The organism is Flavobacterium sp. WC2409 (genome assembly GCF_041200085.1).
Taxonomy (GTDB): Bacteria; Bacteroidota; Bacteroidia; order Flavobacteriales; family Flavobacteriaceae; genus Flavobacterium.
Map to the genome: position 1 here is coordinate 1308969 of NZ_CP165625.1, position 13776 is coordinate 1322744.

Genomic DNA, 13776 nt, shown 5'->3' on the forward strand with positions numbered 1-13776 from the left:
TGAGTCATTGCGAGGAACGAAGCAATCTCATCAAGTATTTCCGTTCCAATAAGTTTTAATTTGTACGTCGACGTATTTTAGTGTGATTGCTTCGTTCCTCACAAAGACTCTGTTTGTATTTTCTGTTTGTCGACGTATTTTAGTGTGATTGCTTCGTTCCTCGCAATGACCCTATTTATCGATTACTTCTTCTTCATTGCTTCAACTAGTTCTAGTTCGTCCATACTTACTTTGGAAGTAAACATACCGTAATTCACCGTTGCTTTATTTTTCTCAATACTGTCAATTGTTCCAACTGCTTTACCGTCGAGCATGCGCACTCGGTCGCCTAAGCGTATAATAGCTTTGGGTTTTTCTATTATGGGTTTTAGTTTCTTTTCCTTTTTTTCTTTGCGAATTTCCTCTACATGAACTGTAACCTCCTCAATGACTTCTTTTTTCTTGGCTACAATAGCTTTGGCTTCTTTTGGCGTTGCTTTCTTGCGCTTCGAATTTTCTATTTCTATAATTTTCAAAAATTCCCCTATCAGGTCTTTTTTGTTTTTGTTATTGAAATACTTCTCGGCAATATCTTCTATTTTCTGGCCAATGTAAATGGTCTTTTGATTGCTGTCATACAATTCTTGATAGCTCTCTAATTTTTGTTTTATTTTGACATTGATCGTCTCCATTTTCTTGCCTTCTTCACGCGCTTTAGTCTCTTCTTCCTTTAGCGTTTGAGACGTTTTTTCCATCTTAGAACGTTCTTTTTGAAGAGTAGCAATCGTTTTGTCAAAACGTACTTTGCCCACTTCAATTTTCTTTTTGGCTCTATTGATTAAACTAAACGGAATTCCGTTTTTCAAAGCGACTTCAAAAGTGAACGAACTTCCTGCTTGACCTAAAGCCAATTTATACATGGGTTCCAATGACTTTTCGTCAAACATCATGTTGGCATTAGTAGCATAAGGCAACTCGTTGGCAAGGATTTTCAAGTTGGAATAATGCGTTGTAATAATTCCAAAGGCTTCTCTATGGTAAAACTCTTCCAAGAAAATTTCAGCCAATGCACCTCCTAATTCAGGATCAGAACCGGTACCAAATTCGTCAATCAAGAACATCGTTTTGCGATTGCACTTCTTGAGAAAGTAGTTCATGTTCTTTAGTCGGTAACTGTAGGTACTAAGATGATTTTCAATAGATTGATTGTCACCAATATCTGTAAGTATTCTATCGAATAAAAAGGTTTCTGAACGCTCGTGAACCGGAATCAACATCCCTGATTGTAGCATTAATTGTAATAAACCAACCGTTTTTAAAGAGATGGTTTTCCCACCTGCATTAGGTCCAGAAATGACAATAATTCTATTTTCCTGTTGCAGCTCGATAGTTTGCGGATGCGTTATTTCCCTTTTCTGTTTGTTATTCAAATACAAAATAGGATGATACGCATCTCTAAAAAAGAGTCGGCGATTGTCCGTGATTTGAGGCATGATTCCGTTGATTCTATCGGCGTATTTTGCTTTGGCAGCAATCACATCGATATCACTAAGGAAATCTTGGTATTGTTTCAATAAGGGCAAATACGGACGAATATCATTTGATAATTGTTTTAGAATCCGAGTGATTTCTTCCTTTTCTTCATATTCCAGATTACTTAGTTCCCGTGAATATTGTAAGGTAGCCTCGGGCTCAATATAAGCAATGCTTCCTGTTTTAGAACTTCCAAGTATTGATCCTTTTACTTTACGGCGGTACATGGCTAAAACAGCCAAAACGCGGCGGTTTTGTACAAAACTCTCTTTGATGTCGTCTAGGTAGCCTAAACTATTGTATTGCGTTAATGCTGATCCAAAACTTTGATTTACTTTTCCGCGTACGGAATTCATACTTCTACGAACATCTAGTAATACGGGGGAAGCATTGTCTTTTATCTCTCCATATTTATCAACGATTTGATCAATTTGAGTGATAATATCTTTAGTCAATTCTACTTGATTGGCTCTGGTGTTTAAATGCGGGTAATAATCATCAAACTTTTTAAAAAAATTCAATAAAAAATTCACTGTAGAAGAAAGCGTTGCTATCTTTCTAAAACTTCCTACTTCTAGAAAACTATCCTCAATGGCTAGAAATTTAATTTCGTGTGTGATGGCATCAAAACCATGATTGGGAATTGCATTATTATTTTGAAAAGACGAAACATACTCTGAAGTTTGCATTAAAGCCTGCATCAAAGTTTCTTTATCTTTAAAGGGAGTTATTTCTAAAGCTTTTTGTTTTCCAATGTCAGTATTGCAGATCGTTGAAATCGTTTCTAGAACAGTTGGAAATTGTAAATCTTGTAATGTTTTTTCGGTAATGGATATCATTTTTTGAGATAAGTTGCAAAGTCACAAAGTTACAAAGTAATTTGAATGTATTATTTTTTATCTTTGTTTAATGAAAAAAGATGAAATTATTAACGTCCTTCAAAAAGACAAGCAGTACCTAAAAGAAAATTATGGTGTTGTGACGATTGCTTTGTTTGGTTCTTATGCTAAAGGATTAGAAAATCCGGAGAGTGACGTTGATTTTTTTGTTGAATTTAATAAACCCTCTTACAGTATTTTAATGGGGTTGTATTCTTACTTAGAGGATAAATTAAATTCTAAAATTGAAATTGTTAGAAAGGGGCCACATATTTCGGACCGTTTTTTTAATAGTATTGAAAAAGATTTAATTTATGTATGATGACGTTTATAAATATTCGTTAGAAACTATTTTAGAACACATCACTATTTGTAATAAAAGATTTACTGAAATCAATGTGGCATCCGATTTTGTAGCTACTGAATACGGTAAAATTTTATTAGACGCAATTGTAACCCGACTTCAAGCAATAGGAGAGAACGTTAAAAACAGTTCGAGAAAACATAATTTATTACAGGATAATTATCCAGAAATAGAATGGAATAAAATTATTCGATTTCGTGATTTTATCTCCCATCATTATGAAATGCTGGATTTTGAGGTGATTTATGAAATAGGTGAAAATTATTTACCACAATTAGAAGTAGCAATTAAAACCGAATTAGGGAAATTCAAATAATATGCAAATTAATCTTAATCCGGAGTGGGAGAGCATTGTATCTGAAGAAACGCAGCAACCGTATTTTAAAGAATTACTTTTGAATGTGGAGCAAGAATATCAAAATAGCGTTTGTTATCCACCACAAGAGTTGATTTTTGCCGCTTTTGACTATTGTAGTTTTGATGATTTAAAAGTGGTTATCATTGGTCAAGATCCGTATCATGGGGAAGGAGAAGCAAATGGATTGTGTTTTTCGGTAAATGATGCCGTTCGAATTCCACCATCGTTGCGCAATATCTATCGGGAAATTAATGATGATTTGGATTCGATTTTCATGCCTAATTCAGGGAATTTAGAGTCCTGGGCTAGGCAAGGCGTATTGCTTTTAAATGCTTCGCTAACCGTGAGAAAAGACACGCCCAATAGTCACAAACATTTAAAATGGAATCTTTTTACGGATGCAGTAATCCAAAAGATTTCAAAGGAGAAGGAAGGAGTTGTGTTTTTACTTTGGGGTGCATTTGCACATAAAAAAGGATCGAAAATCGATCGTACAAAACATTTGGTTTTAGAATCGGGGCATCCATCACCTATGAGTGCCAATCAGGGGAAGTGGTTTGGGAACAAACATTTTAGCCAAGTAAATGCGTATTTAGAAAAAGAGGGAAAGACTGTAATTTCTTGGTTTTAGAATAGATGCTAGTCGATTGCAGTTTGCGTGAGGGATAATAGCTAGCTACCAAGTAGCGCGGATAGCCCGACAGCACTAAAAAAAGAGGCTCATTACCGTACTGATAATGAGCCTCTTTTTTTAGTGGTGGCACGCCCAAATAAGGGACGTACTAGTTTTTTATAATTTCCTCTAAGGTAGCTTTGTCCTCGCGGTTGCTGATTTTAAGTGTTATAGGAATATTTTTCATTGTCTTTCCTTCAATAACGTATAGTTTGGCTTTATGAAATTCGGTGTTGCTTTTATCAAAGTCAACATCTCCGTATTGCAAAGTGTTTTTGATATCAATGGTGTCAATCCAGCCTTCGGCTAAAACTTTGGACGCTTTTTCGGAATAATCGAAAGGTTTGTTTCTTAAGTCGTTTAAAACTCTAGAATTTGGAAAATAATTACAACGGGTGTCTTTACCGCTAAAAACTAAGGCTACGAAAAACAGACCCATAACTAATCCCACTAAATAGTAGGCAAAACGTTGTGCAAACTTCATGAATTATTTTTTTGGCAAAGGTAAAGGAAAGATTTCTTAAAACACAATTAAATTAATATCGTTATTGGGTAAATCGAACCAGTCGCCAATGGCTTTATTGGTCAGAATTCCATGGTATAAATAAACTCCATGTTTCAAGCCTAGATCACAACGAATGGCGCTTTCAATTCCGCCATCTTCTGCGATTTTCATTAAAAAAGGAGTAATAATATTACTGATGGCTAGGGAAGCGGTTTTAGAATAGCGCGAAGGAATATTGGGAACACAATAGTGTAATACGTTGCTTTTTATAAAGGTAGGCCTTTCATGCGAAGTTACTTCTGATGTTTCAAAACAACCGCCTGTATCAATGCTCACATCCACAATAACGGCTCCTTTTTTCATGTGCTCGACCATGGTTTCAGTAACAATAACGGGACAGCGATCGATACCGCGCATGGCGCCAATAGCTACATCACAACGTCTAAGGGCTTTTAACAACCCTTTGGATTGTATGGTAGAAGTAAATATTCGTTGGTTTAAACTGTTTTGCAAACGACGCAATTTTGTAATTGAATTATCAAATACTTTTACCGTTGCCCCAAGGCCAATAGCTGTTTTTGCAGCAAATTCACCTACTGTTCCCGCACCTATAATCACTACTTCAGTGGGTGGAACTCCGGTAATATTTCCAAATAATAGCCCTTTTCCAAATTCATTGGTAATCATCAATTCAGCAGCGATTAATATGGAAGCAGTTCCAGCAATTTCACTCGAGGAACGCACCGCAGGGTAAGAACCGTCTTGGTCTTTTATGTATTCAAAAGCGAGAGCCGTTATTTTTTTCTTAGTTAACGCTTCAAAATAGGCCTTGCTTTTTGTTTTTAATTGGATAGACGAAATCAAGATGGTTTGTGGATTCATCATTTCAATCTCGGCCAGCGTAGGAGTTCCTACTTTTAGAATCATAGGGCAACCAAATACTTTTCGGGTATCATTGGTTATTTCTGCTCCAGCGTCACTGTATTCTTTATCCGAGTAACTGGAATTTTCTCCAGCTCCTGCTTCAATCATTACACGATGTCCCTGAAAAGTCAAGGAATTTACAGCATCGGGCGTAAGGCAAATGCGACGCTCTTGGTAACTGGTTTCGTTAGGAATACCAATAAAAAGATCGCTCTTGCGTCTTGCTACCTCCAGTTTTTCTTCCTGTGGTAAAAGTTCTGCTTTCGTGAATGGATAAAAAGATATTGACATTGTTGGTGTGATGATTAAAGAGTAAAATTACATAAAAAAGTTTAAAAAAAAACTGATTTTTATCAATTAGCAATCAATAAAAAAGGTTAGTAGTAATTAATCCATAATTCGTTCCATTTTTATATCAGCTCTTTCGTACACGCCATCTTCTAGGGCGACTTCAACAAATCCATACTTTTCATATAAATGGATTGCTGGAGTCAGTTTTCTATTTGAATATAAAATAAGTTTTTTCATTTGTTGCTCGCTAGCCACTTGGATGCAGTGATCTAACAGCTTTTTTCCTATTCCTAAACCTTGAACACCATCAGTAACTGCCATTTTGCTTAATTCAAAGTCGGTTTCATTGATTTTTATAAGCGAGACTGTACCCACAATTTTATTGTTGTACTGCGCATAAAAAATCATTCCACCTGGTTCGATGATGTATTTTTGTGGATTGGTGAGTACTTGCTCGTCTTTGGGCTCTATCTTGAAATAACGTTTCAGCCATTCCTCATTCAAGGTTTTTATAGGTTCCTTTAATTCATCCGAAAAAGGAATAACAACAACAGTTGGTTCTGTATTCATTGTATACTAATTAACTTAAATGCAATAGACGTTTGCCATCGGGAAGGACTTCAATTTTAATAACGGAATGTTCCTCCGGAATCAAATTCGGAATCTGTTCAGCCCATTCGATAAAACACCAATTCCCAGAATAGAAATAATCATCGGCGCCCATGTCCAGCGCTTCGGTTTCGTTCTTTAATCTATAAAAATCAAAATGGTAAACAATTTGATTGTCAATAGTATGGTATTCGTTAACTAAAGAAAAAGTTGGACTACTTGTGGCTTCTGTAACACCCAGTGTTTTACACAGTTGTTTGATAAAAGTCGTTTTTCCAGCACCCATTTCTCCATGAAAAAGAATTACTTTTTTGGGTTTTTCGGCCACTACTATTTCCGCTACGGAGGCGATGTCTTCTAATGAAAAAATAAATTCCATTTTTTATTATTATTTTAAATTCTGAATTATAAATTTTGAATTCAATTCTCTCTTCTATTACAATAGTATAAACCTGAAACCTTTTTTATATTAACAATCAAGGCAACCATAAACTTGAAACAAAAGAAACCTTAAACTATATTTTCAAACTACGTCAAACTTTAAACCTTACACAAAAAAAACTTTAAACAAAGTTTTTTTTACTTTGGATTAAACACCAAACACGGAATAATCATTTCTTCTAGCGAAATTCCACCATGTTGGTACGTATTCTTATAGTAACTCACATAATGATTGTAATTGTTAACATAGGCCAAGAACAAATCATTTTTTGCAAAAATATAAGAACTACTCATATTTATAGCAGGCAAACCTATTTTTTTTGGTTCTTTTACAGCATATACATCTTTGTACTCGTAGGTTAAGCTGCGACCGGTTTTGTAACGCAGGTTCAAACTCGTGTTTTTATCCCCCACCACTTTCGATGGATTTTTCACATTGATTGTTCCGTGATCCGTAGTTAGAATCAGTTTAAAACCTAGTTTTTGTGCCTGTTGAATGATTTCTAACAAAGGAGAATTCTTGAACCAACTCAGCGTTAGCGAGCGATACGCCTTATCATCGGAGGCTAATTCTTTCACTACATCCATTTCGGTTTTCGCGTGAGAAAGCATATCTACAAAGTTGTACACTACCGTAACTAGGTCATTATCTTTTAATCCTTTGAAATTCTCTACCAGTTTTTTACCCGAGGCGAGATTCGTGATTTTAAAATAATCCTCTTTGATTTTCAATCCCAATCGCTTCAATTGAGCCGACAAGAATTCAGCCTCATACAAGTTTTTTCCGCCTTCCTCAGGATCATTTTTCCAGTATTGCGGAAATTGTTTTTCCATTTCTAAGGGTAACAAACCAGAGAAAATTGCATTACGAGCATACTGCGTCGCCGTAGGCAAAATAGAGTAGTAGGGCACCTCTTTTTCTAGTTTATAATGTTCAGCGACAACACTTTCGAATGTTTTCCATTGGTCGTAACGCAAATTATCAATTACGACAAACAGCACTGGTTTGTCTTTTTTAACCAACTCCGGAACCACTAATTCTCTAAATAACGTATGGGATTGCACCGGTTTATCGGCTTTTGGCAAAAACCAATCTTCATAATTGCGTTCTATAAATTTACCAAACTGCGAGTTGGCTTCTGCTTTTTGAGATTCCAGTATTTCCACCATGCTTTGGTCGTTGATGGTTTCCAACTGCAGTTCCCAAAAAATCAATTTTTTGTACAACTCAATCCAGTCTTCATAGGAGTTCACCATCGCCATTTCCATCGTAATTTTTCTAAACTCTTTCTGGTAATCGAGTGTCGTTTTTTGCGAAATCAAGCGCGAGTGATCCAAGTTCTTTTTCAAACTCAGCAAAATCTGGTTGGGGTTCACCGGTTTTATTAGGTAATCGGCAATTTTAGACCCTATGGCTTCCTCCATAATATACTCTTCCTCACTTTTGGTAATCATAATCATGGGAACCATGCTCTTTTTCTCCTTCATTTCAGACAGCGTTTCCAGCCCGCTCATACCCGGCATATTCTCATCCAGAAAAACGATATCAAAATTCTCATTTTCAAAAATATCAATCGCATCCCGACCGTTATTACAAGTCGTCACACTATAATTTTTTTGTTCCAAGAAAAGGATGTGTGGTTTCAAGTAATCAATCTCATCATCCACCCAAAGTATTTTTATCTTATCCATATCGTAATTTATCAAGAATTAAATGCGCTAGCAAGATGCCAAATTACATTTTTTTAAAAGGTCTAGATATTAATATTATTATAAAATTTACTGTTAAAACGCTATTGGGTGCGGATTAGTACTTTTTTCTGGGCGTGCCCTCCGCCAAAGCTCCGGTCGGGCAGTCCACTGCAAGTCCTCGCCCCGCCAAAAAAAGCGGGGCTGTGGGCTTTCCGTTTCCGTCCCTCACGCAGGATTGGGATTGCTAGAATGATTTGTTCTCCTAATTACGGGCAAAATGAGGAAAACCGTAAAGAGATTGATTTTCTACAACTTACATTTGGAATATTGGTATTTTAATAGTTTTGGCTATCCGAAAAAACACCATAACAAAAGTACTTCACAACATAAACAACAACAGAAATGGAAGATTTAAAATTAAAATTGCAACAGTTACATCAAAGAGTTGACTCTCTAAAAGACCAAATAAATACAGAAGAAGCAACTAAAAATGCATTTGTAATGCCTTTTATTCAAATTCTTGGATATGATATTTTTAATCCAACAGAAGTAATTCCTGAATTTGTTTGTGATATTGGAACTAAAAAAGGAGAAAAAATAGATTATGTAATTAAAAAAGATGGGGAACCCATTTTAATAATTGAATGTAAAAATTGGAAAGAAAATGTTGATGCTCATAATTCTCAACTTCATAGATATTATCACGTTTCAAAATCACGTTTTGGAGTTTTGACAAACGGTCATATTTATAATTTTTATGCAGATTTAGAGAAACCTAATATAATGGATGAAAAACCATTTTTTACTTTAGACATATCAAACTTAAAAGATACAAGCTTAAAAATTCTAGAAAATTTTTCTAAAAACGGATACAACCTTGAAGAAATTTTAGATTCAGCAGAAGGATTAAAATATATAAAGGCTATTAGAAACGAATTTGAAAAAGAAATACAAGAACCTTCGGATGAAATAGTTCGTCTTTTAGTAAACAGATTTTTCAACAAACCTTTAACAGCTCCAAGATTAGTTGCATTCAAAGAATATACTAAAAAAGCATTCTCAAACTCAATAAATGAATCAATAAACTTCAGATTGACAAATGCTTTAAATATAACTGAAACCGTTCCATCAAAGACTAATGAACCAACTATAGCTATTGATGAAAATGTTGAAACTCCAAAATTCATTACAACGGAAGAAGAGATTGAAGGTTCTCAAATAGTAAAAGCCATTTTAAGAGAAATTTTGCCAGCGTCTCGCATTGCATTTAGAGATACTCAATCATATTATGGTATTTTATTAGATGACAATAATAGAAAGCCAATTTGTCGCTTACATTTTAATTCAGCAAATAAATATGTTGAACTTTTCAACAATGGAAAAGAGAATGGAGAGAAAAAATTAATTTCTTCCTTAGACGATATTTATAATTATAAAACTGAATTATTAACTACAATAAAAAACTACGAATAACATAAGAAGTAAAATAGCAAAGAGTAGCCAACTGCTAATACGAATTGTTCTCCTAATTACGGGCAAAATGAGGAAAACCGTAAAGAGATTGATTTTCTATAACTTACATTTGGGTATTGGTATTTTAATAAAAAAAATCATACATTTGAAAACCACGTAAAAACAAAATTAATCCACAATAAGAAGAAAGTACACTTTCCTTTTGTTGTGGATTTTTGTTTCGAGTAAAGAGAGAGAATTTAATTAAAAGAGGTATAAACTTTATGTTATATACTAGTTGTGCGATATATTAACCAAAAAACCGCAGAAAAAGAAAATATGAAAAATACTTTATTCGAATTATATAGTAGAAGAGCAAACGAATTTGAAGAAATAAAAACAAAAGTGAAAAACGGAAAAACTTACGGACCGTTTTTAATGTCTCCCAACTCGGAATATTCTAACCAAAATAATAAGTTGTTAATTATTGGACAAGAAACTAAAGGTTGGGAAAATTATGAAGACATAACAAAGCAAATGGAAGTTTATGAAGGATTTAATCTTGGAATAAACTATTATTCTTCTCCTTTTTGGAACGTTATGCGAAAAGTTGAACGTGCATTGAAAAATAAAGAATACTCAAGCGCTTGGACAAATATTAGCAAATTTGATGTTGACAGAAAAAGACCAACAGGCGAAAATGAGCTAATAATTTCAAAATTAGACAATTTACTTATTGAAGAACTTGAAATTACAAAACCGAAAATTTGTATTTTTTTCACAAGTCATACATTTGACCATAGAATAAAAAAAATATTTTCAGAAATAGAATTTATTAATGTTCCTGGTTTTGAAAAGAAAGTTTTATGCAAATTAAAACATAAAAATTTACCTATCGAAACTTACCGAACGTATCATCCAAGATATTTAAGAACGGGAAAAATGGAAAATAAATTTATTGAATTCATTAAAACTATATAAAAATACATCGCACAACCGCCATTTTGAGCTAGCTGGAATTTAGTGGAATTATCGTTTCGCATCAAGTTTTTGTTAAACCGAAAACTGAAAGGTTACGAAGTTCCAGCCATCTCAAAGTGGCATAACGTTAGCGGAAAGGCTAAACAAGCATAACGTCATAAAAACCAAATTACCAATATGATTTTTGAAAGAGGACATTTTAAAACAAATAAGTTTGTAAATCTAAACGAATCAATTAGAGAAACGAGAACATTTAGCAAGTCAAAAACTGAATATAAACCAACAGTTTTTATATCTCATAAACATAGTGATTTAGAAGACTTAGAAGAGGCAAAAGGAATTCTAGAAATGTTTCAAGATCTTGGTGCCAAAGTTTACATCGATAGTATGGACAATAAAATGCCTAATGAAACTTCTGGTGAAACCGCACTTAGAATTAAAGAAGTTATAAAATATACCAAAAAATTTGTTTTAGTAGCTACAGAAAAAGCAATAGAATCTTACTGGTGTAATTGGGAATTAGGAATAGGAGATACTCATAAGTATATTGAAAATATTGCAATAATACCAATAAAAGAAAAAGGAGAAAGAGATTCACAGTACAAAGGAAATGAATACTTACAAATTTACCCAACTATAGAATATAATAGAGCTTTTAACAATATTCACGGACATCATTTTGTTGAGGGGTATTACGTCTGTAAACCAAAAAATAAAGATGGTATTCGATACATCACATTATTAAAAGAATGGCTTAATCAATAAAAGACTATGTTCAAATATCAATTAATTATTTTAGGCACAATCAAACCATTTGTGGAAAGTGTTATTTCATTATACTATGAAAAAATTGAAGAGTTAAAACTTCAAAAGGAATTTTATGAAATATATTTTAAGGACAGCTTAAATTCATACAAAGGCAATCAACCCGCCTTTATCTTGTACATTGGAAATGAGAATGGAGATTTTGTCGATTTACCAGAAATCGAAAATTTACTAAACGAAGGGAATATTGTACTGCCAATTTTCTTTAATTCATTCGGCATAGAAATTCCAAAAATATTGAGCAATCAAAATGGATTAAAATATTCTGATTATGATCAAGATAAAATTGTAAACTTAATATTAGAATCATTTGGAAAGTTAAGAAGTAGCAGAAAAGTATTTATAAGTTATAAAAGAAATGAATCCACCTCTGTTGCAATTCAGTTATATGAAACACTTGAAAAAAACAATTTTGATGTTTTTTTAGATACTCATTCAATAAAACAAGGAGAACCATTTCAAGATGAATTATGGCATAGAATGACAGACTGTGATGTTATTCTACTTTTGAATACACCGAGATTTTTAGAAAGTGAATGGTGTGAAAAAGAAATTGCTGAAGCATCTGTAAAACAAATCGGTATCATTCAAGCTATTTGGCCAAATCATAGATTAGAAAGGATGGCAGAAGTATGTTACCCCTATCAATTACTAAATTCAAATTTTGAAAATGGAATTTATGATAATAAAAATACTTCTAAACTGAATGATGAAACAGTTAATAATTTAGTTAAACAAGTTGAATCAATCCGTGCAAGAAATCTAGCGTCAAGACAAGATAATCTAATCACGGAATTTCTTAATACAGCACGTAAATACGGAAAAAAGGTCAATATCCAGCCTGAAAGATTTATCACTGAAGAAATTGAAGGTAACAAGAGAAGAATATTTATACCTTCTGTTGGTATTCCACAATCATTTGATTGCAATACTTCATCTAAACTAAAAAAAGAAATTAGCGAATATTCTGTTAAGGAAGTTTATCTAATTTACGATGATATAAGAATTAGAGAAAAATGGTTAAATCACCTTAGCTATTTAAATGAATATTTAGATGTAAAAACAATTAAAAAACAAGAGTTTGATATATGGCTACAAAAGAATTAAAAAATATATTTTTATCTGCTAGTATTCCTTTCAAAGGAAGACATGAAAAATATTATAACACGGCAGATATTATAGCAATTAGGGACTCTGTAATTGCTCTAGCTTCACTTGTTATACCGAAGTATAGATTAATTTGGGGTGGTCATCCATCTATAACTCCAATTATATATTATGTCTTGGAAAAATATGATATAGATATTCAAAATCACGTTAAATTGTATCAATCAAAACATTTTGAAAAAATTTTCCCAATCGAAAATAAGGAATTTGAAACGATAGAGATTACAGAAGATTTAGGAGACTTAAAAGCAAGCCTCCGTTTGATGAGAGAAAAAATGTTAGGGGATAATATATTTGAAGCAGGTGTATTTATAGGTGGAATGGAAGGTGTTGAAGATGAGTATAATTTATTTAAAGAATTAAACCCTAATTCTATTCTACTACCAATTGCAAGTACAGGAGCAGCTTCAAAAATTATTTACGAAAGTAACATTGACAAATATAGTAGTGAAAAACTTATTAATGACTATGGCTATATGAGCTTATTTCAAGAATTACTAATTGATAAAATTAATTAATATGGCAAAAAGACAAGTGTTTTATAGCTTTCAATACATTCCAGACAATTGGCGAGTTTCTCAAGTTAGAAATATTGGACATGTTGAAGATAACAAACCTGTTTCAGATAATAAATGGGAAGAAGTGAAACAAAAAGGAGATCAGGAAATTCAAAAATGGATAGATGAAAATCTAAAAAACAGATCTTGTACTGTTATTTTAGTGGGAGAAAACACTGCTAAAAGAAAGTGGATCGATTATGAAATAGAAAAATCTTGGAATGACGGTAAAGGAGTTTTAGGTATTCATATCCATAATTTAAAAAATAGTATAGGCGTACAATCCAATAAAGGAGCCAATCCATTTGAACATTTTACTCTTGATAATGGAAAAAAGAAACTATCATCTGTTGTAAAATGTTATAATCCTCCTTATGCTATAAGCACTAATGTTTATAATTACATTAAAGAAAATATAGAAATTTGGATTGAAGAAGCTATTACTATCAGAAACAATTACTAAAGCCCATCCGCTAACCGCCATTTTGAGCTAGCTGGAATTTAGTGGAATTACCGTTTCGCATCAAGTTTTCGTTAAGCCGAAAAT

Annotated in this window: 15 protein-coding genes; 9 read left to right on the forward strand and 6 right to left on the reverse strand. The window is 33.1% G+C overall.

The genetic code is table 11. From position 1 onward, the window contains the following. Positions 1-182 precede the first annotated feature (182 nt). Entirely contained in the window at positions 183-2351 is a 2169-nt protein-coding gene (locus tag AB3G34_RS05660; protein ID WP_369753736.1) for a DNA mismatch repair protein MutS, read from the reverse strand. A gap of 70 nt (positions 2352-2421) precedes the next feature. Here AB3G34_RS05660 and AB3G34_RS05665 point away from each other — a divergent pair, with 70 nt between their 5' ends. The 3 genes from AB3G34_RS05665 to ung are packed head-to-tail and all read left to right on the forward strand — an operon-like array spanning position 2422 to position 3743. Further along, on the forward strand, positions 2422-2712 hold the full coding sequence (locus AB3G34_RS05665) for a nucleotidyltransferase family protein (protein ID WP_367752899.1): 291 nt from the start codon (positions 2422-2424) through the stop codon (positions 2710-2712). Next, complete coding sequence (locus AB3G34_RS05670) at positions 2705-3070, forward strand: DUF86 domain-containing protein (RefSeq protein WP_367752901.1); 366 nt, start codon at positions 2705-2707, stop codon at positions 3068-3070. Before AB3G34_RS05665 ends, AB3G34_RS05670 begins: the two co-directional genes overlap by 8 nt. A gap of 1 nt (position 3071) precedes the next feature. After that, complete coding sequence (gene ung / locus AB3G34_RS05675; RefSeq protein WP_369753737.1) at positions 3072-3743, forward strand: uracil-DNA glycosylase; 672 nt, start codon at positions 3072-3074, stop codon at positions 3741-3743. Between the two features lie 151 nt (positions 3744-3894). On the opposite strand, the gene AB3G34_RS05680 is transcribed toward ung, so the two are convergent. From AB3G34_RS05680 to AB3G34_RS05700, 5 genes are all read right to left on the reverse strand, one after another. Continuing rightward, on the reverse strand, positions 3895-4269 hold the full coding sequence (locus AB3G34_RS05680) for a DUF4258 domain-containing protein (RefSeq protein ID WP_367769691.1): 375 nt from the start codon (positions 4267-4269) through the stop codon (positions 3895-3897). 36 nt (positions 4270-4305) lie between these two features. Continuing rightward, entirely contained in the window at positions 4306-5505 is a 1200-nt protein-coding gene (locus tag AB3G34_RS05685; RefSeq protein WP_369753738.1) for an alanine dehydrogenase, read from the reverse strand. Between the two features lie 96 nt (positions 5506-5601). Next, positions 5602-6075: a GNAT family N-acetyltransferase gene (locus AB3G34_RS05690; protein ID WP_369753739.1), complete on the reverse strand. Its 474-nt coding sequence runs from the start codon at positions 6073-6075 to the stop codon at positions 5602-5604. A 10-nt stretch (positions 6076-6085) separates the two neighbouring features. After that, complete coding sequence (tsaE, locus tag AB3G34_RS05695) at positions 6086-6493, reverse strand: tRNA (adenosine(37)-N6)-threonylcarbamoyltransferase complex ATPase subunit type 1 TsaE (protein WP_369753740.1); 408 nt, start codon at positions 6491-6493, stop codon at positions 6086-6088. Positions 6494-6693: 200 nt separating this feature from the next. Then, positions 6694-8247, reverse strand: a complete 1554-nt coding sequence (locus AB3G34_RS05700; protein WP_367769703.1) for a PglZ domain-containing protein — start codon at positions 8245-8247, stop codon at positions 6694-6696. Positions 8248-8649: 402 nt separating this feature from the next. Between AB3G34_RS05700 and AB3G34_RS05705 the strand changes: the two genes are divergently transcribed. From AB3G34_RS05705 to AB3G34_RS05730, 6 genes are all read left to right on the forward strand, one after another. Continuing rightward, positions 8650-9720, forward strand: a complete 1071-nt coding sequence (locus tag AB3G34_RS05705) for a type I restriction endonuclease (RefSeq protein ID WP_369753741.1) — start codon at positions 8650-8652, stop codon at positions 9718-9720. Positions 9721-10038: 318 nt separating this feature from the next. Next, positions 10039-10680: a hypothetical protein gene (locus AB3G34_RS05710; protein ID WP_369753742.1), complete on the forward strand. Its 642-nt coding sequence runs from the start codon at positions 10039-10041 to the stop codon at positions 10678-10680. Between the two features lie 177 nt (positions 10681-10857). After that, positions 10858-11445, forward strand: a complete 588-nt coding sequence (locus AB3G34_RS05715; protein WP_369753743.1) for a toll/interleukin-1 receptor domain-containing protein — start codon at positions 10858-10860, stop codon at positions 11443-11445. A 6-nt stretch (positions 11446-11451) separates the two neighbouring features. Then, complete coding sequence (locus AB3G34_RS05720) at positions 11452-12612, forward strand: toll/interleukin-1 receptor domain-containing protein (protein WP_369753744.1); 1161 nt, start codon at positions 11452-11454, stop codon at positions 12610-12612. Continuing rightward, positions 12594-13190 carry a hypothetical protein gene (locus AB3G34_RS05725; RefSeq protein WP_369753745.1) on the forward strand — a complete coding sequence of 199 codons (597 nt, stop codon included), beginning with the start codon at positions 12594-12596 and terminating at the stop codon, positions 13188-13190. Before AB3G34_RS05720 ends, AB3G34_RS05725 begins: the two co-directional genes overlap by 19 nt. 1 nt (position 13191) lies before the next feature. After that, positions 13192-13692 carry a TIR domain-containing protein gene (locus AB3G34_RS05730; RefSeq protein ID WP_369753746.1) on the forward strand — a complete coding sequence of 167 codons (501 nt, stop codon included), beginning with the start codon at positions 13192-13194 and terminating at the stop codon, positions 13690-13692. Positions 13693-13776: the final 84 nt, after the last annotated feature.